The organism is Synergistes jonesii, assembly GCF_000712295.1.
GTDB classification, from domain to species: domain Bacteria; phylum Synergistota; class Synergistia; order Synergistales; family Synergistaceae; genus Synergistes; species Synergistes jonesii.
In genome coordinates this window covers 19,820-41,283 of record NZ_JMKI01000051.1, presented here as the reverse complement: position 1 = coordinate 41,283, position 21,464 = coordinate 19,820, and the positions used below count along the sequence as shown (strand labels likewise).

The following is a 21,464-nucleotide window of genomic DNA, read 5'->3' as shown; positions in this document are numbered from 1 at the left end:
TGGCATGGAAAACGTCGAAAAAAATAAAGTAGGCCTGCTTTTCAACACACAGAAGCCCGAAGCGATCGACATGGCGTGGCGGCTTTGGCGTTGGGGAAAGAGCAACAATATAAAATTTCTTCTGCCCCCTCATGAAGCCTCGGCGATAGCGCTGCCGGGAGTCGACGACGAGAAATGGCGGGAGGAATCCTCTTTCGCGGTGATACTCGGCGGCGACGGGACCTTCCTGCGCGCAGCGCGCTATACCTTTGGCTGCGCCGTTCCTCTCTACGGCATCAACCTGGGGCGCCTCGGCTTCCTCGCGATAGGCAGCCCGGAATCCGCGGAGAACGACATAGAAGAGATAATTTCCGGAAAATATTCCGTCCAGCTTCGCCGCCTGCTCAAAGGGCAAGTGTGGCGCGGCAATAGGCTCGTCCACGAGCTATACGCGCTGAACGACTTGGTCATATCTAAGGGCAGTTTGGCGCGCGTCGTGGACATAGAGGTCAGAGTTGGGAAAGAAATCCTTTCGCTCTTCCTCGCCGACGGGCTGATACTTTCTACGCCGACGGGCTCGACGGCTTACGCTCTTTCGGCCGGAGGCCCGATCGTGCCGCCCCACGTCCCCTGCATGATAATGGCGCCTATATGTGCTCACACTCTTTACGCGAGGCCGGTTATTCTGAGCGATACGGACAACATCTGCGTGATACCTAAAGGAGACGCGAGAAACCTGATGCTCACGCAGGACGGACAGCTCGGCTACGAGCTTTTGCCCGGCGACGAACTCCACGTGATGCTCGACAACCAGACATTCGTGCGCACGATACAGCTGACGGGGCGCAGCTATTACGACCTGCTCCGCGAAAAGCTGCGCTGGGGCTTCAACGGCATAAGAGAGGCTGGCGACTGATTTGATAGAGGAGCTTGAGATACGCGGCGTAGGCGGGATCATCGAAGCCTCGCTGTCGTTCGGAGGGGATTTCATCGTTATAACCGGCGAGAGCGGCGCGGGAAAAAGCAGCCTCGTGCGCGCGATGGAATTCATCTCCGGACGCCGCGCGCAGGCAGGCGATATCCACACGCACGAAGAAAACTGCGAAGTGCGCGCCGTGATGACCTCGGCCCCTATCGAAGGAATCTCTGAAAAATACCAGCCGCAGGAACAGACGCTGATAGCGAAGCGCAGCTTTTCGCGCGGCGGCAGAGGCCGGGCGGTGCTGCAGGAGCAGACGGTTCCACTCGCCGTGCTCGCGCGCGCTATGGAAAGCAACATAGTGATACAGAGCCAATTCGCGCAACTCGGCCTCCTTGAGCCGCAGAAGCAGCTCGAACTCGTAGATTCCTGCGGCGGAGATAACCTTAAGGCCCTCTCTTCAGAACTTGAAAAAGTATTTTCCGACGCTATCGCCGCGGAAAAAGAGATAGTCGCGCTTAAAAAGCGCCGCGGGGAAAGCGAAAAAAAATTCGACGGCGCACCGGCCGTCATAAGACAGCTCAGGACGCTCGAACTCACGCCGGAAAGCGAAAAAGAGTGGGAGCTCGAACTCAGCAGGATTGAAAACGCTGAAAGAGAGCGCCGTTTGATGAGCGCCGCAGCCGAGGGCATGAACGACCCGGAAAATGGGATCCTCGAACGTCTTGAAAAAATGGCGCGGGCCCTGCGCGGGCGCGCCGAGAGCGACGGCGTGCGATGGGAAGAGGCGATAGAGAAAGCCCTCGCCGGCGCGCAGGAGCTTTCGGCGCTGATAAGCGAGACGCGCCGCGCCGGAGGCTCCGAAGAAGATACGGAAGAGGCGAAGGAGCGCGTCGAGAAAAAGCTCGGCGCGCTGCGCAGAATCAAAAGGACTCTGAACATACAGAGCAGCTCCGAACTGATCGAATACGCGAAGGAAGCGGAGGCCGAAATCGAATGGCTGAAGAGGAGCCGCGAAGAGCTCGAAGGGCTGGAAAAAAAGGCTCAGTCGCTGCGCCGCGAAACCTCGTGCCTCGCGATGGAGCTGCGCGCGCTGCGCACAAGCTCTGCGGCGGAGCTTTCGCGCAGGGTGAACGAACATCTGCGAGGTCTGGCGATGGAATACGCTCTCTTCAGCATAGAGATCGAGCCTCTCGACAGGGTCAGGGTGGACGGCGCGGAAAACGTGCACTTCATGCTCGCCCTTCCGGAGCAGACGCCGCTGCCGGTGGGGAAGAACGCCTCCGGCGGAGAACTTTCGCGCATCCTGATAGCGCTACAACTTTCAGTCGGCGACGAAAAACTGCCCGGCACACTTATCTTCGACGAAGTTGAGGCCGGCCTCGGCGGAAAAACGGCGCTGCTCGCCGGTTACAAACTGCGCAGCCTTTCGAAGCGCTGCCGCACGATATTGATAACTCACCAGGCCACCATAGCGGCGATGGCCGATCAGCATTTCGTCGTAAAGAGGTCGGGGGAAGAGACCGAAATATTTGAAGTCGCCGGCGAGGCGCGTGAAAGGGAGATAGCGAGGATGCTCTCCGGCGACGAAACTTCGCGCGAGGCCCTCGAACATGCAAAAGCGCTGCTCGAAAACAACGGCGAGGAGCCGCTCGTATAGACCGCGCGGCTAAGCGGCGCGCGGGAATGAAAATGCCGCCCGATCCGCAGTATGCGTCGGGCGGCATCAGCTTTATAAAGTTTTTACGCCACTTTTTCGCCGAGTTTATAGACTTCCATTACCGACGTGCTGCCGGCGTGGTAGGCGAGAGCCACGGGCGTTTCTCCGTCTAAGACGAGGAAGTCCGCCTGCTTGCCGGGCTGCAGGCTGCCGACCTTGTCGGCGAGGCCTATAGCGTAGGCCGCGTTGAGCGTCGACGCCGTCAAGGCTTCGTCAACCGTCATGTTCATCTTCATCACTGCGAGCCCGAAGACGAATGGCATCGATTCGCAGAAGCAGGAGCCCGGGTTGCAGTCCGTAGCTATAGCTACGGGGACGTTCCAGTCGACGATGTTCCTGCCGTTCGCGTAGGGCTTTTTAAGGCTGTAAGCTGTAGCCGGAAGCAGCACCGCTATCGTGCCGGCTTCGCCCATCGCTTTGAGGTGCTCTTCTGAGGCTGCGAGCAGATGTTCGGCCGACGTCGTGTGAAGCTCGGCCGCGAGCCCCGCGCCGCCGAGGTCGTTGACCTCGTCCGCGTGTATCTTCAGCTTGAAGCCCATAGCAGCCGCGGCTTTAAGCAGCCTGCGGCTCTGTTCGACGGAGAAGACCCCCTCTTCGCAGAAGACGTCGCAGAAGCGCGCAATACCCTGGGCCTTGACCTTCGGGAGCATTTCTTTGATGAGTATTTCGTCGACGAACTTATCCGGATCCGATTTATATTCCGGCGGCACGGCGTGCGCGCCCATGAAGGTGGGCGCGACGGTGAGCGGGGTCTCTTTCGATATGCGCTCTATTACGCGGAGCATTTTGAGCTCGGCCTCCGTATCCAGCCCGTAGCCGCTCTTTATCTCTATCGTAGTTGTGCCCTTGGAAAGAGCCGCCAGCACCGTGCGTTCGCTGCGCCTGAAAAGCTCCTCTTCGTCCGTTTCCTTCACCGCGTTCACGGAAGAGAGAATGCCGCCGCCGCGCGCGAGTATCTCCAAGTAGGGGAGCCCTGCGAGGCGCATACCGAACTCGTCTTCGCGGCGCTTCGCGAAACAGATGTGCGTGTGTGGGTCGACGAAGCCGGGTATCACGCAGGCTCCGCCGAAATCCTTTTCGAACGAGATGTCGCGGCCGCATATCCCTTTCGTCACTTCGTCCTCCGCGCCGACGCGCTCGACGACGCCGTTGGAAACGAGCATAGAAGCGTTCTTAAGTTCGCTTATCTTTCCCTGTTCGGCGCCCGCAAGAGCTCTGCCATTATCGACGGCGGTGAAGAGGCGCATGTTTCTGTAAAGCTTTTTCATCTCATTCGGCCTTTTCGCTCATGATGTCGAGCAGCTTGAGCTCAAGCACCTGCTCCGGCTTGAAGTCCGCGATCTGGAGATAGTAGGCGGCGCTTTCCAATATCGCGTTCACGGGGATCATGCCGTAGACTTCAGTCTCGATCACGGAAACGCCCCAGCGCCTCGCTTCCATCCTTATCGTCTCAAGCACGCGGTAAAGGGAGTTCTTCTCGTAGTCGACGAGGTTCATGCTGACCTGCGTGATGCCGCGCTCCTCCAGCGCAAGCCCTATGCCCTTGACGCAGCAGAAGCCGCCAGACGACGCGCGCACCGCCGCGGCTATCTTCTTCGCTATCGCCACATCCGTCGTGTCGAGGTTGACGTTGAAGGCGACGAGGAACTTGCGCGCTCCGATCACCGTGGCGCCGGCCGTCGGATGCAGGCAGGCCTCGCCTACGTCCGGCCTGCGCTCCGGTTTCGTCTTCGCTTCTTCTTTCAGCGTCTCGTACTGCCCCTTGCGTATGACCTCGAGGCGCTTCCTCTCCGGGCGCTTCGCGGCGTCTTCGTAGAAATAGACGGGGATGCCGGTCTCTTTGTAATAGCGCTCGCCGAACGCGTGGGCGAGTTCGATGCACTCATCCATCGAAATGCCCTTGATAGGAGTGAAGGGGACGACATCGACCGCGCCGATGCGCGGATGGCCGCCCTGATGCTTATTCATGTCGATATGCTTCTCGGCGGCCTTGGCCGCTTCGATCAGCGCGTCGCAGATGGGAGCGGGAGCTCCGACGAGGCTGACGACCAGGCGGTTGTGATCCTCGTCGGCGCGGTGGTCGAAGAGATAGACCCCGCGCTTGTCCCGGAAGCAGTTCACTATTTCGTCGATTACCTCCTGCCTTCTGCCTTCGCTGAAGTTGGGGACACATTCGATAAGCTGCATTGCCATATTATATCTTCCTGCCTTTCGCTGTAAGCTGTTTTTATTATATTACTTCAGTTCGCCGACCGCAGCTTCTGCGGCGCTGATTATCGTCCCGGCTTCTACGAGTTCGAGCGACTTCAGCATAAGCGGCTGCATGACCTGGTCCTTCTCGTAGAAGGGCACGTGCTTGCGATATTCCGCGAAGGCGGCCCGAGTGCCTTTGCCCGGCTTCAGCGGCGCGCGGAAGTCCATTCCCTGCGCGGCGTTCAGCATTTCTATAGCGATGACCTTGTTAGCGTTGTCGAGGATCTGGCGCCCCTTGCGCGCGCTGTAGCCGCCCATGGAGACGTGGTCTTCCTGGTTTGCGGACGTCGGGATCGAATCGACGACCGACGGATGCGCGAGCACCTTGTCCTCCGATACGATAGCGGCGGCTGTGTACTGCGGAATCATGAAGCCGCTGTTCACGCCGCTGTCGGAGACGAGGAACGGCGGCAGATCGGAGAGTTTGTGGTCGACGAGGCGCGCGATGCGGCGCTCAGCGATATTAGCAAATTCTGCGCAGGCTATCCCGAAGAAGTCCATCGCCATCGCCATCGGCTGGCCGTGGAAGTTCCCGCCGCTTATCGCTTCGCCGTCCCTGTGGAAGATGATGGGGTTGTCAGTGACCGAGTTGATTTCTATCTCGACCTTATCCTTCACGTAGCCTATCGCGTCGCGGCTCGCGCCGTGGACCTGTGGGAGGCAGCGCAGCGAATAGGCGTCCTGAACGCGGTCCTTTTTATATTTCTCGACGATCTCGCTTCCTTCGAGAAGGCGGCGCATGTTTTCAGCGACGATTCCCTGACCGTGCTGCGGACGCAGATCGTGGGTGCGGCGGTCAAATGCGTAGGGGACGGCGTGAAGAGCTTCGGCCGACATCGCCGCGGCTATGTCGGCGTTCTTTACCATCTTCATAGCGTCGATAATGCAGAGGGCCGCGACCGCCGTCATGACCGTCGTGCCGTTGTTGAGCGCGAGCCCTTCCTTCGGCTGAAGCTCGACCGGCTTCAATCCCTCCGCCGCGATCGCGTCGGCTGCGGTCATCTTCTTTCCTTTATATACGACGTCGCCCTTGCCGATGAGCGATATCGCTACGTGCGACAGCGGGCAGAGGTCGCCGCTTGCACCTACCGAACCCTGTTGGGGCACGACGGGGTGGATTCCCGCGTTAAGATAATCGACCATCTGTTGCAGCGTCGCGAGGCTTATTCCCGAATAGCCGCGGGTAAGCGTATTTACGCGGAGAAGCATTATCGCGCGCACTACTTCTTCGGGGTAGGCTTCGCCGAAGCCGCAGGAGTGGCTCATGAGAAGATTTTCCTGAAGCTGGCGGCTCTTGTCGCGCGGAATGACGACCGAAGCCAGGTCGCCGAAGCCCGTCGTTACGCCGTATACGATGCGTCCCTCTTCGACCCATTTGCGGACCGATTCGGCGCATTCCTTGATCAGCTCCTTCGCCTCCGGCGCGATCTCAACTTTGTAACCTCTGCGAGCTACGTTTTCAACATCCTTAAGCGTGAGCGACTGTCCATTCAAAAGTACGGCATCCATATAAAATGTCCTCCTTGTGCTGTTTTATTTTTGTTAAATTTTCTCATTAGTGTTATAATTACCGTGGAGTGGGGCGAAAAAAATTCCTCGATAAAAATAGCACTTACATTTCAAAAAAATAGCGCTTTTTCCCTATTTAATACTTTTCAATCTTAAATCTTTGCGCTACAATTAGTATAGTTAAAAATTTCTGTTCGTCAAGACGGGAAATGAAATTTGTAAAATAAATAAAGAATGGAGCTGACAGTTATGTTTGATGCGACAGGAAAAACGATGGAACTTCGTCTTGAGTTTGCGGAAGGTCTGCCTGCTAAGGCGGAATTCGAGGAGGGTATAAGGAGGGCGCCGGACCGCGGGCAGGTGCTCAGCGAGCAGGACACGGTGCTAGCGCTGAAGAACGCGCTGCGCTATATACCGGAGAGGTTCCACAGGGAGCTCGCGCCGGAATTCCTTCAGGAGTACAAAGAGCACGGGCGCATCTACGGCTACCGCTTCCGTCCGAAAGGACGCATCCACGGCAAACCCATAGACGAATACAAGGGGCGCTGCATCGAAGGCAAGGCCTTCCAGGTGATGATCGACAACAACCTGGACTTCGACGTCGCGCTCTACCCCTACGAGCTCGTGACCTACGGGGAAACGGGGCAGGTCTGTCAGAACTGGATGCAATACAGGCTAATCAAAAAATATCTTGAAGTCGTGACGGAAGACCAGACGCTCGTCGTGCAGTCCGGTCATCCGCTGGGGCTCTTCCGTTCGCACCCCTCCGCGCCGCGCGTGATATTGACCAACGGCCTCATGGTCGGCCTCTTCGACGACCCCGACAACTTCCGTCGAGCGACCGCGCTGGGAGTCGCCAATTACGGTCAGATGACAGCCGGGGGTTGGATGTACATAGGTCCGCAGGGCATAGTGCACGGCACATACAACACGCTGCTCAACGCGGGGCGCAAAATGTTCCACCTTCAGGAAGGCAGGGGGCTCGCGGGACACCTCTTCATCTCCTCTGGACTCGGCGGCATGAGCGGAGCCCAGCCGAAAGCAGCCGAAATAGCGGGAGCGGCGGCGATAATAGCCGAAGTAGACCCATCGCGCATAGAGACGCGCCACAGCCAGGGCTGGGTAAGCAAAAGGACTAAAGAGCTTGCGGAAGCCTTCAGATGGGCCGAAGAAGCGATGTCGGCTGGCGAACCCCTCTCGATAGCCTACGAAGGCAACATAGTAGACCTCCTGCAATACGCGCTCGACAACGACAAAAAAGTCGAACTCCTCTCCGACCAGACCTCCTGCCACGTCCCCTACGACGGAGGCTACTGTCCGCAGGGCGTAAGCTTCGAAGAAAGGACGCGGCTTTTGGCCGAAGACAAAGAAAAATTCATCGGGCTGGTGAACAAGAGCCTCAAAAAACACTTCGAACTCATCAAAGCCCTCCACGCAAAAGGCGCCTACTTCTTCGACTACGGCAACTCCTTCATGCGCGCGGTATTCGACGCGGGAGTCAAAGAAATAGCGAAAAACGGCAAAGACACCTTCGACGGCTTCATCTTCCCGTCATATGTGGAAGACATAATGGGCCCGCTCCTCTTCGACTACGGCTACGGCCCCTTCCGCTGGTGCTGCCTATCGCACGATCACGAAGACCTCAAAAAGACAGACAAAGCGGCGATGGAATGTATAGACCCTCAGCGCCGCTTCCAGGACCACGACAACTGGGTATGGATCCGCGATGCCGAGAAAAACAAACTCGTAGTGGGCACCGAATGCCGCATCCTCTACCAGGACGAAGAGGGAAGAATGCGCATAGCGCTCAAATTCAACGAAATGGTGAGAAACGGAGAAATAGGGCCTGTAATGCTCGGGCGCGACCATCACGACGTATCCGGCACCGACTCCCCCTACCGCGAGACCTCCAACATCAAAGACGGCAGCAACATCATGGCGGAAATGGCCATACACACCTTCGCCGGCAACTGCGCGCGCGGCATGAGCCTAGTAGCGCTGCACAACGGAGGAGGAGTCGGCACAGGCAAAGCGATAAACGGCGGCTTCGGGCTCGTCCTCGACGGAAGCGAAAGAGTAGACCGCATAATCAAAGAATCGATGAGCTGGGACGTCATAAGCGGAGTGGCGCGCAGAGCGTGGGCGCGCAACGAACACGCGATAGAGACGGCGGAAACCTTCAACGGCAAACGCGGAGACGGGCACATCACACTGCCCTACATCGCAGACGACGCCTACCTGACGGACATAGTCAGGAAAAACAAATAACCGCGGTAAGAAAAGAGCTAACCCCCTGCGAAGCGGGCGGGAAACCGCCCGCGTTTAATTAGCGGAAGAAAACAGGAAAAAGAGGAGACAAAGCAAATGAAATTCGAAGAAACGACAATAAAAGCCTTCATAGACGAACTCGCCTCCAACTCGCCGGCGCCCGGAGGCGGAAGCGTAGCCGCGCTCTGCGGGTCGCTTGCCGCCGGACTCGAAGCGATGGTGGCGAACCTCACGCTGGGCAAAGAAAAATACCGGACTAGCTGGGATAAAATGCACAAAGTTCTTGAAGAAGGCGAAAAACTGCGCGCCGAATTCATAAGCCTGATGAACGAAGACACAGAATCCTTCAACCTCTTCATGCAGGCGCTCAAAATGCCCAAAGAGACGGAAGAGCAGAAAGCCTCCCGCAAAGCGGCGATGGGCGAAGCGTCGAAAGCCGCCACAGCAGTGCCGCTCCGCACGCTTGAAAGCTGCGTAAAAGCCGCCGAACTCTCCTTCACGGCGGCGAAATACGGCAACTCAAACGCCGTCAGCGACGCCGGAGTGGCGGCCCTGCTTGCCGAAGCGGCGGGCAAAGCGGCGTCCTACAACGTGAAAATAAACCTGCCGGGGATAGCGGACGAAGCCTTCGCCAAAGAGTGCCGCGAAAGAATGGAAAAAGCCCTTGCTGAAGTCGTAAAGCACGCCGACGAAACGGCGAAGCTCGTCGAAGCGGCCATGATATAAAAGCGCGCGCAAATATTTTTGGCGGCTTCTGAAATTTAGCCCGTCAGTGTAACTGCTATATAATATTGATAACGTTATATTGAACGATAGAAATACAAAGAAGAGACGGCACGCACGCACCGCCTCTTCTTCTTTTGACAGGAGGGAAGATTACCAGTTTTTAGCCTGGATTTCGAAATACGCCTGAGGATGACTGCAGACGGGGCATTTCTCCGGGGCCTTGTCGAGTTCGAAAACCGCCCCGCAGTTGCGGCACTTCCAGAAGAGCTTGCCGCCCTTGGCGAAGACCGTTCCCTCTTCCACGTTCTTCGCGAGGGCGCGATAGCGTTTCTCGTGCTCCGCTTCGACCTTGGCGATTCCCTCAAACATCGTTGCCAGCTCGTCGAATCCCTCTTCGCGGGCGTCCTTCGCCATACGCGGATACATTTCCGACCATTCGCCGTTTTCTCCCGCGGCTGCGGCCAGAAGGTTGGCGAGAGTGTCCCCGATGCCGGAAAGGGCTTTGAAATGCAGCTTGGCGTGCTCTTTCTCGTTGTCGGCCGTTTCCTGGAATATTGCGGCTATCTGCTCGTATCCCGCCTTTTTCGCGGCGGATGCGAAGTATGTGTACTTGTTGCGCGCCATTGATTCTCCGGCAAAGGCTTCCCAAAGGTTTTTCTCTGTCTTGCTTCCTTTAAGTTCCACGTTGATTCCCCCTCTATATGCTATAAAATGAACTCTTTATATTTTATAGGCTTTTCTAAAATAATTCAATAAGCAAAAGTGTTTTTTGTTAGCTGTTTGGGCACAACTCAAAAAAATTTTGTTAATCAGCAAATTGTTTTTTATAGTCAAAATCTGTGACTTAATTTATAATCAAAAATAGTTATAGTTTTATACTTTGAAACCACAACGGTATACAAAGCGATATATGTCCTGTCATTAAATTTGTTTTATCCCCGAGATAGAGAGGTGACAAATTTGACAATCCAAAATTTAATTGAGTTTTTAATCTTAGCTGAAACAAAAAGCATTGCCAAGGCAGCAGAAAGACTATATGTATCACCGCAGGGACTAAGTTATTCGATTTCTAAACTCGAGAAAGAACTGTGTGTTCCTCTTTTTAACCGCACATCAAGAGGCATGGAACTTAATAAATACGGTCAGGCAATCATAGTTGATGCAAAACAGGCAGTTTTTTCTGTTGAACTTATTTCCCAACATATTAGCAATTGCTTAAAAAAAGATAAAAAACAAGTAGATATTGGCGTGGTGAACACGTTAAATATTGCGTTTGCACCAATTATCTTTCAGTATTACAGTGAACATTGTAGTAATGATGTACATTACTTTATTGAAGAACATCACGGTCAACGATTAAACGAAGAACTTCTTGCCGAGCGTCTCGACATAGGATTTACATTTGACTGTTATCCTAACGCTAACATAGAATTTATCCCTCTGCACTTAGAAGAATGGGCTCTTCTTGTGAACAAAGAGCATCCCGTGGCTAAGATGGAGTTTGTTACATTCGAAGATTTAAAGGGTATAAAGCTTGCTTTACCCAACCAGTATTACAGAGATTTTAACTATATCATGAACACGTGCAAAAGCCGAAACATTGAATTAGAAGTTATGCTTGCCTTTAATTCCGGCGACAGCAGTGTGATGTCCTTTCTGATACAGAATCTTGGAGCAATGTTCTGTGCGACATATATCGCACGTGAATTTATAAAAAATCCTTTGCTCACAGCAGTTCCCATAAGAGAAACTCTTCGTCCGTATTATTCTTGTATTGCATTTAAAAAGGGAATTATATGGCCTGATTATATAAATGATTTAGCTGATTATTTTATCAATATCAGTAAAACTTGGACTTTATGATTGACCGCCATAAAAGTCAGTAAAGGTCTACCGTGATACCGGTAGGCCTTTTTAAATATAGCAGTTTTTAATCTGATATTCCTGAACTCTCAAATATTTTTATGGTTATAAAAATATTTTTTATTCCTTTTTATATCAAAAATTTATACTATAAATTGCAGATATGCGATTACGAAATATATGTAAAGTAAACAAAAAAGCGAGAGGAGTCTTTACTATGAACGAACGAGTGGCAAGGCTGAAAAAGGAAGTCTTGACCGTTAAACCCGGTTTGAGCGCAGAGCGTGTGGTTCTGGCCACCGAAGCGTATAAAAAATACGCAGGCGAGCCAATTTACCTTCACAGGGCGCACGTTCTTGAATATGTACTCGACAATAAAGCTATCGTTGTTCGCCCTGACGATTTACTTTTAGGAACGCTTACAGAACAGGTACGCGCAGCAATACTGTTCCCCGAATATGAATCGACAGAGATGTGGCTGCGTAAAGAAATTCCGGGGATGAGCAAACGTAAAAGCGATCCTATGGTTATACAGCCTGGCGATGAACAAAAAATCATGGATATTCTTGGTTTTTGGGATGGTAAGGCTACGGAGGATCTTATTTATGCCGAAATGCCGCAGAAACTTCGCGACGGAGAAAAATCTGGCGCATTCAAGTCAGGCGGCAAAGGAATTTGCTCAAGTGCGATTCATGCAAATTTCCAGAAGATGTTCAAAATCGGTTTCCGTGGCCGTATTGACCGCTGCAATAAGCTGATAGATGAGGCAATTAATTCTGGCGAAGGCGTAAATGTCGACAAACAACGCAAAATAAATTTTTGGCGTGCAACAATCATTGTACTCGAAGCGGTGATAAGATATGCGAACCGTTGCGCCGACGAATGCGAGCGCCAAGCTGCTGAATGCCAGGATGAAGCCCGCAAAGTAGAACTCCTAGAAATGGCACGCATCAGTCGTAAGGTTCCAGAATTCCCGCCTGAGACATTCCATGAAGCAATCCAGTTCCAGTGGATGATGCAGGTCATAAATAATGTTGAGTCGTCATCATATTCTTCATCCCTCGGAAGAATTGACCGCAACCTTTGGCCTTACTACGATGCCGATATAAAAGCGGGAAGAATCACACGCGAACGTGCGCTGGAGCTTGTTGAATGCCTCTTCATCAAATCAACGACAGTATTCTACGTCAACGACGAATACTATTCACAGGCCGACGCAGGTTACCCGACATGGCAGATTTGCCTTATTGGCGGCGTTGATGCAGAAGGTAACGAGATGTGCAATGAAATCACGGATATTGTCCTTGATGCGGCTGATGAACTTCGTATTGCACAGCCTGTTGCCCTCAGAGTTACAAAAAATATGCCTGAACATATCATGCGCAAAGCAATACGCATGAATCGCGACGGCATTGGCAACCCAGCTTTCTTCAGCGATTCAATGGCTCAAAAAATGGTCACAAATAAAGGAGCAACCGTTGAACAGGCGCGAGACTGGGGGATTTTCGGCTGTGTAGAACCGGGCCCAGGCTGTGGCGGCACAGATGGAAGTGCGACGGGCGGAAACATCAACTTGCCGAAGATTCTTGAAATCACACTACACAACGGCATAGACCCGGTTACCGGCTTAGATGTCGGACTCAGAACAGGAGATCCCTGCGATTGGACGTGCAAAGAACAGCTTATTGAAGCATATTTGAAGCAGGTCGAACATTTTTGGGATGCCCATATGCGCACATACCGCATAACAACAGGTATTCAGGCATCGTATCTCCCCATGATATATCAATCAGCACTGATTGAAGGTTGCATTGAAAACGGTGAATCAATTCAGGATGGCGGTGCAAACCTTTCATTCACAAATATTTTCATCACTGCTCCGTCAACCCTAACAGACTCAATTGTGGCAATCGATTATGCAGTATTCAAGCAAAAAGTCTTAACTATGGACAAACTCATCGACCTCTGTGATACCGACTTTGAGGGTGAAGAGCGCTGGCGGCAGTACCTTATCAACAAGGCGCCTAAATTCGGCAATGACATTCCAGAAGTTGACAAACTTTCAGCAGAACTAATTGATAAAATAGTAAAAATGTGCAACCTACACTCTGATGGACGCCACAACGGCAAGTTCTCCTGTGGCAATCAGTCACAGACACATAATGTACCGCTCGGACGCATTGTAGGAGCAACACCTGATGGAAGACATGCATTTACTCCGCTGAGCGACAATGCATCGCCAAACATGGGGCGTGATACATCGGGGCCGACTGCGGCTGCAAATTCCGTTGCACATATGCGCCATGAGAACTTCCACGGCGGCAGCCTTTATAACACCCGCTTTGATCCTTCGGGAGTTGCTGGGGAACGCGGCGTAGATATTATTGAAGGCATTGTCAAGAATTACGTTGACGAGGGTGGTTACCACATCCAGATTAACGTTGTAGACGACAAGACACTCCGTGAGGCACAGAAAAAACCCGAAGATTATCGTGACCTAGTTGTCCGTGTTGCCGGGTATTTAGCCTACTTCACGGAACTCGACCACGAAGTTCAGGATGTAATTATTTCACGTACAGCGCATCTTGCACAATAATCCTAACTAAGAGGCTCCTGCTGCTGTTTATGCGTGACAGGAGCCTCTTTCTACTATGGTCTACTGAGGAGGTTACTTATGGATGGGCCTAAGTTATTAATTGGCGGCATGCAAAGATTCAGTACGGCAGACGGTCCTGGTATCAGAACATCTGTTTTTCTAAAAGGCTGTCCACTAAATTGTCTTTGGTGCCATAACCCTGAATTGATTCGATTTGAAAATCAGTTGATGTTCAGCAGTCAAAAATGTATCGGCGACGGCAACTGTGCGATTGTTTGCCCTAACAAATGTATATCATTTGAAAAAGACGGTATGCGTATTGATAAAGATAAATGCACCGGTTGCTTTATTTGTGCGGAGGTTTGTTATGCGGAAGCACTTCATCCTGCGGCTCGTGAATACACTGTCGATGAGGTTATGGTGGAAGTCCTGAAGGATAAGGGTTATTACGCTCAAACCGGCGGCGGCGTAACAATCAGCGGCGGCGAATGTTTAAGCCACCCGGAGTTTACTGAAGCAATAATAGACGAGTGTACAAAACATGTAATCAACGTTGCTATCGATACATGCGGCTATTGCGGTACAGGAATTTTTCTTCACTTGGCAGGCAAAGTTCAGTGCATTCTTTTTGACATGAAATCGATAGACAGAGAAGTTCACTATAAATGTACCGGCGTTTATAATGATCTTATTATCAATAATCTTAGAGAAATTTCAAAATATCCCGAATTGCGCGATAAAGTATGGATTCGTATGCCGTTGATCAAAGGGGTTAATGACACAAAAGAAATAATTGATAAAACCGTAGAATTTGTAAGTCAATATAATTTCAATCGTGTAACGCTTCTTCCGTATCATGAACTTGGAATCGCAAAATACCGTGCTTTAAATCAAAAAGTCAGGAATTTTGAGGCACCAGATGATGAAAGGATGCACGAAATAGCCAGCCAATTCAAAAGAGTTACCAAGACTGTAGAAATTCTCGGCCAGAATTCAGACGAAATAGTTTAGTTTGTAATACATAAACGAAATGAGGTGTGGAAATGTCAGATCATATAACATCATTAAAGATTTCCGAACTGTTCAGCGTAAAAGATAAAGTCACACTTATTACTGGAGCCGGCGGTCTCGGGAATGTCTTAGCGCGCGGATTTGCCGCTAACGACGCAAAAGTGATAATTGCTTCGCGCAGTTTGGAAAAAATGAACGAAACAATTGCAATATGTCGTGAAGAAAATGCCGATTGTAAAAGTTACGTTATGGATGTTTCTGACAAACAACAAGTTGAAGATACTGTCAGTGACATTGTCAACGATTTCGGCAAGATTGATATTCTGCTTCATACATCTGCTATTGCACCGCTCGGCCCCTCTCTTGATTTTAATGAAAAAGATCTGCGGCGCACAATGGACATCAATTTTATCGGCACTGTTTTTATCAATGCGGCCTGCGGACGCGTAATGGCAAAGAATGGGTGGGGCAGAATCATTAATATCAGCAGCATTGACGCCTACACAGTAAACTGTGTAGACGATTTGCCATATTCGGCAAGCAAATCTGCGATGGCCGCTTCAACAAGACATTTTGCCGTTGATCTTGCAAAAACCGGTGTGACTGTTAATAACATTGCTCCTGTCTGGATTTGGACTCCGATGATGAACGCACGTCCGGCTGACTATATGGTACAGGCTGCAAATACAATCCCTATGGGGCGAGTGTCATGGGGAGAGGACTATCTCGGTATCTGTTTTTACCTCGCGAGCAATGCAAGTACATATGTAACAGGTCAAACTTTTTTAGTTGACGGCGGATGGTCTGTTTATCGCGCATTTACATACAAAGAAGATTAACAAGAATAAGAAAGGGGAAAAACGCTAATGTTTAATGTTCTCAATAAGAAACTTTTCGTTCCCGTTGCGATTATTCTCGGTGCTCTTTTTATTTTCGGAATCACATGCAGAGATGCATTCTGTAATCTGGCTTCGCTTGTCTTAAACTGGGGACTTCTTAACCTTAGTTGGTGTATTCTTGGTCTGACTGCAATTATGGGGGTAATTTTGCTTTGTATGGTATTCTCTGATTTCGGTAAGAAAATCATCGGCGGAGCAGATGCAAAACCTCTTTATAGTACATTCACATGGATAGCAATGGCAATTTGCTCGTCTATAGGAATTGCAATGATGTTCTACGCCGTTGTCGAACCTCTTGGATATTTTTATGCTCCGCCTGTATATTTAGGTATTCAGGCAGAAACTAATGCTGCTGCTCTTAATGCTGTTGCACAGTCAACTTTTCATTGGTCGCTGATGTATTATGCAATACAGATTTTCTGGGGTATAGTTATCGTTTATATGAGCATAAACAAGGGGCTTCCTTTCCGCCCGTCTGCCGCACTTTATCCATTAGTCAAGAATAAAATATTCGGTTTGTCTGGCACAGTTATTGACATTCTATGCTGTGTATCGCTTGTCTGCGGAACAATTACATGTTTTGGTTTAGGTACAATGCAGTTCTCAACAGGGCTTGCATATGTTTCTGGATTTGAGGTTTCGAATATGCTTTATTTCTTTGTAGTTGTTGCCGTAACAATTTGTTTCTCGTTCTCAAGCGCTCGCGGTATTTCAAAAGGTATGGCTATTCTTTCAAATTTGAATACCTATCTTTACATGATACTCCTTGCATTTTTGATTATCTTTGGGCCGACAGTTAAACTCTTTGAGCTCCTTCTCGGATCATTAGGCACTCTGTGCAATAATTTCTTCCCTGCGATGTTCAATGGTGATTTTATAGGTACGACGAACAATTTTGCAAACTTCAACACTTCATATTATTTCATTTGGACACTTGTATTTTCACCTGTTGCAGGAATGTTCTATGCAAAAATAGCGCGCGGCCGCTCGATCCGTACATTTATTATCGTCAACTGGCTTGTTCCGACAGCGTTTATTCTTGTTTGGTTCAATATGTGGGGTGGATGTGCCATTTATCAGCAGTTCTTCAATCACGCCAAAATATCGGAAATTATTGCTGAATGGGGGGCACCTGTCGCAAACTTCGCATTACTTGATGTTATGCCTCTCCGTATCTTGACAATACCTGCTACATTGATTGCGGTCATCATAGGTTTCATGACAATGGCCGACGCATTGACAGGCATCGTTGCATCAATGACAGTTAAAAAATCGCGTGCTGAAGCCGCACCGATTCCCGTCAGGCTTTTTTGGGGGTTTCTTACAGGCGGTTTGACACTTATATGCCTCTTTGTCCTTGATAAGGTAGGCACTGTCGCGCTTCAGTCGCTGGCAGTTGCTGCCGGTATTCCTCTCTTGGTTGTAACTACACTTGTATGTTACGGTTCGATCAAACTAATAACCGGCGAGGTTGACCACATTATTGATGAAACGCAGGAAGGCAGAGAAGCACTCGAACTCACAGCAAAAGAAACAGAAGAGTAGTACCGATCAAAAAACATAAATCTATTAGCCTATATGGAAATATTACAAATAGTAGAACAGGAGTCTTAAAAGTTCGAAATAATAAAGGAATAAGAACAGACCGAAAAAGTTTCAGACAGTAAGGTCCGGACTCGCAAAAGTTCGGACCTTCGTTTAGAAATCGGGCTAAATACGGTCGTTTAAGCAAGAGAAAGATGATGTTCAAAGCCGCCCTTAACCCACAGCTCTTGCTTGATGTCTTGTTTGCTCTAATAAAGTAAATGCTGGCGCCCTATGCCGCTCGCCTGTTCGTATAAATATTTTTACGACATTTCTGTTATAATATATAAGTTGTGCATTATGGAATTCTCATCTGAGTTCCATTCAGTTTAAATGGAGGTTGTTTTATGGCGAACGATTATAAGGACACTCTGTTCCTTCCGAAAACCGATTTCCCGATGCGCGCTAACCTTTCACAGAGAGAACCGGAATTTTTGAAGTTCTGGTACGATATGGATCTGTACGGCGAATTGAAGAAGAAAAATAAGGACAAGCCATCGTTCATCCTTCACGACGGGCCGCCCTACGCTAATGCGAGCATACATATAGGCACTGCGACGAACAAGATATTAAAGGACTTCGTAGTCAAATACAAATGGCAGCGCGGCTATTTCGCGCCCTACGTTCCGGGCTACGACACGCACGGGCTGCCGATAGAGCTTAAGGTGTTGAAGGAACAGAATTTAGACAAGGATGAGATAAACCCTGTCGAGTTACGCAAAAAATGCGCCGCCTATGCGCGCTCTTTCGCGGACGTCCAGACGGAGCAATTCAAACGCCTCGGCGTCATCGGCGACTGGGGACATCCTTATATGACGCTTATACCGGCGTATGAAGCCACGCAGCTTGAAGGTTTCGCCAAGATGGTCGACAAAGGTTATGTTTATAAAGGGCGGAAGGCTATCTACTGGTGCACGGACTGCCAGACGGCCCTTGCGGCGGCTGAGATAGAATACGGCGACGAGACCTCGCCATCCATCTTCGTCGCCTATAAATACCTCGAAGCGGCGAAGGTATTTCCAGAGCTCGAAGGCAAAGACGTCGACGTTATAATCTGGACGACGACGCCCTGGACGCTCCCTGCGTCGATGGCCGTCGCGGTGCATCCGCGCTATGAATACGGCTTCTACCAGGTGGGTGATAAGGTCTACCTTATCGCGTGCGGCCTCAAGGCCGAAGTCGAGCGCGCTACGCAGTTGACATTCGGCGAGCCGATTTTAGTATGCCGCGGCGAAAGGCTGGAAAAGACTCTCGCGCTGCACCCCTTCTATGACCGCAAGGTCCCATTTGTCCTCGCCGATTACGTGACTCTCGACGCCGGCACCGGCTGCGTGCATACGGCGCCGGGGCACGGCACGGAAGACTATGAGACGGGCGTCAAATACGGGATAGATATTTACAACCCGGTCGACGAGACGGGACATTATTACAAAGATACGCCGATTTTCGGCGGAATGAGCCTCGCGGAGGGAGAGAAAAAGGTCTTCGAGCTGCTAAACGAATCGAAGCTGCTTCTGGGAAAGTTGAAGATAACGCACTCCTATCCGCACTGCTGGCGCTGTAAGAAGCCGGTGATTTTCCGAGCGACGGATCAGTGGTTCGTCTCCGTAGCCGACTTCCGCGACAAGGCCCTTGAGTGCATCGACGAAGTCAAATGGGTCCCGGACTGGGGCAAGGAAAGGATCACCAACATGGTGCGCGACCGCTCCGACTGGTGCATCAGCCGCCAGCGCACGTGGGGGGTCCCCATCCCGGCGTTCTACTGCGAGGAGTGCGGCGAGGTCATACTGACCTCCGACCGCGTGACGCGCGTTGCAGACAAGGTGCGCGAACACGGCAGCGACTGCTGGTGGACGATGTCGCCTGAGGAGCTCGTCGGAGATCTGGCGCTCTGTCCGAAGTGCGGCGGCAGGCATCTGCGCAAGGAGAGCGACATAATGGACGTCTGGTTCGATTCGGGCACTAGCCATTCGGCCGTCCTCGACAACTGGGAAGACCTCTCATGGCCGGCCGATATGTACCTCGAAGGCAGCGACCAGCACCGCGGGTGGTTCCAGACTTCACTGCTCAACAGCGTCGCGACGCGCGGTAGGGCTCCGTACAGGGCGGTGCTGACCCACGGCTTTATCATGGGCCCCGACGGGCAGAAGATGTCGAAATCTCTCGGCAACGTCATGAAACCGGAGAATATCATCGATAAAAACGGCGCGGACATTCTGCGCCTGTGGGTAGCCTCTTCCGATTACCGCGGCGACGTGCGTATCTCGGAAGAAATTTTCCGTAACCTCATAGAGTCTTACAGAAGGATACGCAATACGGCGCGCTTCCTGCTGGCTAACCTTGCGGGCTTCGACCCTGCAAGAGACATACTTCCGAACGGCGAGCTGGAAGCGGTCGACAAGTACATCATGCTGAAGCTGGAGCGTCTGCGCCAGCGCGTGACGTCGGGCTTCGACGAATACGAGTTCCATCAGCCGATGACGCTGATTCATCAGTTCTGCGACAACGAGCTTTCTTCCTTCTACATCGACGTAAGCAAGGACAAGCTTTACGCCGACGCAAAGGACGCTGGCAGCCGGCGCTCGATACGCACGGTGATGTGGCACGTGCTCAAGTGCGTGACGCAGATGATGTCCTGCGTCCTCTCTTTCACCGCTGAAGAGATCTGGCAGCAGATGCGCGCGATGGATAAATCGCTGCCTAAGAGCGTCCTGCTCGCAGACTGGCCGGAGAACGAAGCCGCAGGCATCGACCCGGCTATAGAAGACGAATGGGATATGCTGATGCTGGCGCGCCAGGGCGCTCTGCGCGGGCTCGAGGCGGCGCGCGGCAAGGGAATCATCGGCCACCCGCTCGACGCTGAGGTACAGATCAAGCTGAGCGACTACTACAGGCCGCTTGAAGGAAGAATCGACGACGCGGCGTGGGAAAGCATCCTTATCGTCTCAGGCTGCAAGGTCACGGATGAAGTCAAGAACGCAGAGATCGTCTACGACGACGAGACGACGGGTCTTGTGGTCGGCGTTTCCAAATCTGCGGCGGAGAAGTGCCCTCGCTGCTGGAAGAGGCGCGCCGAAGTCGCCGAGAAGGGGATATGCGACCGCTGCCGCGATGTGCTCGACAAGCAGTAGCGGGACGGGCGATAAGATTTTCGAAGAGGGGGAGGGGCTTTCGTCCGCCCCCTCTTCTGTGGTGCAGCGCTTTGAAATAACTGCGGAATTCGACGGACACCGCGTCGACTTTGCGCTTTCGCGCCTGCTCGGCGTCAGCCGCGCCTTTTCGCAGAGGCTTATAAAAGAGGGGCGTGCCGAACTTTTCCCACCGCGCAGGATCAAAGCGTCGCTGAAGGTCGCTGCCGGCGACGCTATAAGGGTGGAGGTGCCTCCGGCGGAAACGCTCGATCTTGAGCCGCAGGATGTTGATTTTGAAACCGTCTACGAAGACAGCGATATAATCGTTGTAAACAAGCCGGCAGGGCTCGTCGTGCATCCCGCGCCCGGGCACTGGAGCGGCACTCTCGTGCACGGCCTGCTCTTCCGCTACCCCGACATAGGGACGCTGAACGGCGTGCGCCGCCCCGGCATAGTCCACAGGCTCGACGCTACGACTTCGGGGCTGATGGTCGTCGCAAGGAACGGACTGGCGCAGGAGGGGCTCTTCCGCGATTTCAAGGCGCGCCGCGTGCAGAAAGAATACCTTGCGCTCTGTTACGGCATGCCGCCGAACGGCGGCGGCTCGGTGAAATGCCCGATAGGGCGCGACCCGCGCAACCGTCAGAGGATGGCCTGCGTCGAGGGTGGGCGCGAAGCGCGGACGGATTACAGGACGCTCTGGAGTTCGAACGCTTTTTCGTTGCTGGCCTGCACGCTGCACAGCGGGCGCACCCATCAGATCCGCGTGCATATGCGGGCGCTGCGCTGCCCGCTCGTTGGAGACAGGCTCTACGCGCCCTCGCGTCAATCGCCCTTTCCGCCGGAGAGAATCTTTCTTCATTCGTGGAAGCTGGCGTTCAGGCACCCGCGCAGCGGCGGGGAGATGTCTTTCGTGCAGCCTCTGCCGGAAGAGCTGACGGATTATCTCAAGAAAGTCAGAGAAGGGAAATAACGCAACCGACGGCAACACCGCCGCGGCGGCGAA

At 52.1% G+C, this 21,464-nt stretch carries 15 protein-coding genes; 11 read left to right on the top strand and 4 right to left on the bottom strand.

Annotated features, from left to right (window positions below; all coding sequences use genetic code 11):
* Nucleotides 1-4 precede the first annotated feature (4 nt).
* Nucleotides 5-895 carry an NAD(+)/NADH kinase gene (locus tag EH55_RS11765; protein WP_037978136.1) on the top strand — a complete coding sequence of 297 codons (891 nt, stop codon included), beginning with the start codon at nt 5-7 and terminating at the stop codon, nt 893-895.
* A gap of 1 nt (nt 896) precedes the next feature.
* Complete coding sequence (locus EH55_RS11760) at nt 897-2,558, top strand: DNA repair protein RecN (protein ID WP_037978134.1); 1,662 nt, start codon at nt 897-899, stop codon at nt 2,556-2,558.
* Nucleotides 2,559-2,641: 83 nt separating this feature from the next.
* Here the strand turns inward: EH55_RS11760 and hutI are convergent, their stop codons facing one another.
* The 3 genes from hutI to hutH are packed head-to-tail and all read right to left on the bottom strand — an operon-like array spanning nt 2,642 to nt 6,380.
* Nucleotides 2,642-3,886 (bottom strand): imidazolonepropionase, encoded by a 1,245-nt coding sequence (hutI, locus tag EH55_RS11755; protein ID WP_037978131.1) that lies wholly within the window; start codon nt 3,884-3,886, stop codon nt 2,642-2,644.
* 1 nt (nt 3,887) lies between these two features.
* Complete coding sequence (ftcD, locus tag EH55_RS11750) at nt 3,888-4,811, bottom strand: glutamate formimidoyltransferase (protein ID WP_037978129.1); 924 nt, start codon at nt 4,809-4,811, stop codon at nt 3,888-3,890.
* A 42-nt stretch (nt 4,812-4,853) separates the two neighbouring features.
* Entirely contained in the window at nt 4,854-6,380 is a 1,527-nt protein-coding gene (gene hutH, locus EH55_RS11745) for a histidine ammonia-lyase (protein WP_037978126.1), read from the bottom strand.
* Nucleotides 6,381-6,629: 249 nt separating this feature from the next.
* Between hutH and EH55_RS11740 the strand changes: the two genes are divergently transcribed.
* Entirely contained in the window at nt 6,630-8,648 is a 2,019-nt protein-coding gene (locus tag EH55_RS11740; RefSeq protein ID WP_037978123.1) for a urocanate hydratase, read from the top strand.
* Between the two features lie 96 nt (nt 8,649-8,744).
* A complete protein-coding gene (locus tag EH55_RS11735) occupies nt 8,745-9,374 on the top strand; it encodes a cyclodeaminase/cyclohydrolase family protein (RefSeq protein ID WP_037978121.1) in 630 nt (209 codons plus the stop codon).
* Nucleotides 9,375-9,524: 150 nt separating this feature from the next.
* Here the strand turns inward: EH55_RS11735 and rbr are convergent, their stop codons facing one another.
* Nucleotides 9,525-10,058, bottom strand: coding sequence for a rubrerythrin (gene rbr / locus EH55_RS11730; RefSeq protein WP_037978119.1), 534 nt, complete (start codon nt 10,056-10,058; stop codon nt 9,525-9,527).
* A 267-nt stretch (nt 10,059-10,325) separates the two neighbouring features.
* Between rbr and EH55_RS11725 the strand changes: the two genes are divergently transcribed.
* From EH55_RS11725 to EH55_RS11695, 7 genes are all read left to right on the top strand, one after another.
* Nucleotides 10,326-11,237: a LysR family transcriptional regulator gene (locus tag EH55_RS11725; RefSeq protein ID WP_152550732.1), complete on the top strand. Its 912-nt coding sequence runs from the start codon at nt 10,326-10,328 to the stop codon at nt 11,235-11,237.
* A gap of 217 nt (nt 11,238-11,454) precedes the next feature.
* Nucleotides 11,455-13,833, top strand: a complete 2,379-nt coding sequence (locus tag EH55_RS11720) for a glycyl radical protein (protein ID WP_037978116.1) — start codon at nt 11,455-11,457, stop codon at nt 13,831-13,833.
* A gap of 78 nt (nt 13,834-13,911) precedes the next feature.
* Nucleotides 13,912-14,844 carry a glycyl-radical enzyme activating protein gene (locus tag EH55_RS11715; protein ID WP_037978114.1) on the top strand — a complete coding sequence of 311 codons (933 nt, stop codon included), beginning with the start codon at nt 13,912-13,914 and terminating at the stop codon, nt 14,842-14,844.
* Between the two features lie 32 nt (nt 14,845-14,876).
* On the top strand, nt 14,877-15,683 hold the full coding sequence (locus EH55_RS11710) for an SDR family NAD(P)-dependent oxidoreductase (protein ID WP_037978112.1): 807 nt from the start codon (nt 14,877-14,879) through the stop codon (nt 15,681-15,683).
* Between the two features lie 27 nt (nt 15,684-15,710).
* Complete coding sequence (locus EH55_RS11705; RefSeq protein WP_037978110.1) at nt 15,711-17,288, top strand: BCCT family transporter; 1,578 nt, start codon at nt 15,711-15,713, stop codon at nt 17,286-17,288.
* Between the two features lie 386 nt (nt 17,289-17,674).
* Entirely contained in the window at nt 17,675-20,458 is a 2,784-nt protein-coding gene (gene ileS / locus EH55_RS11700; RefSeq protein WP_037978106.1) for an isoleucine--tRNA ligase, read from the top strand.
* Nucleotides 20,439-21,431, top strand: a complete 993-nt coding sequence (locus EH55_RS11695; protein ID WP_051682876.1) for an RluA family pseudouridine synthase — start codon at nt 20,439-20,441, stop codon at nt 21,429-21,431. The genes ileS and EH55_RS11695 overlap by 20 nt, the downstream gene beginning before the upstream one ends.
* The last annotated feature ends 33 nt before the right edge of the window (nt 21,432-21,464 follow it).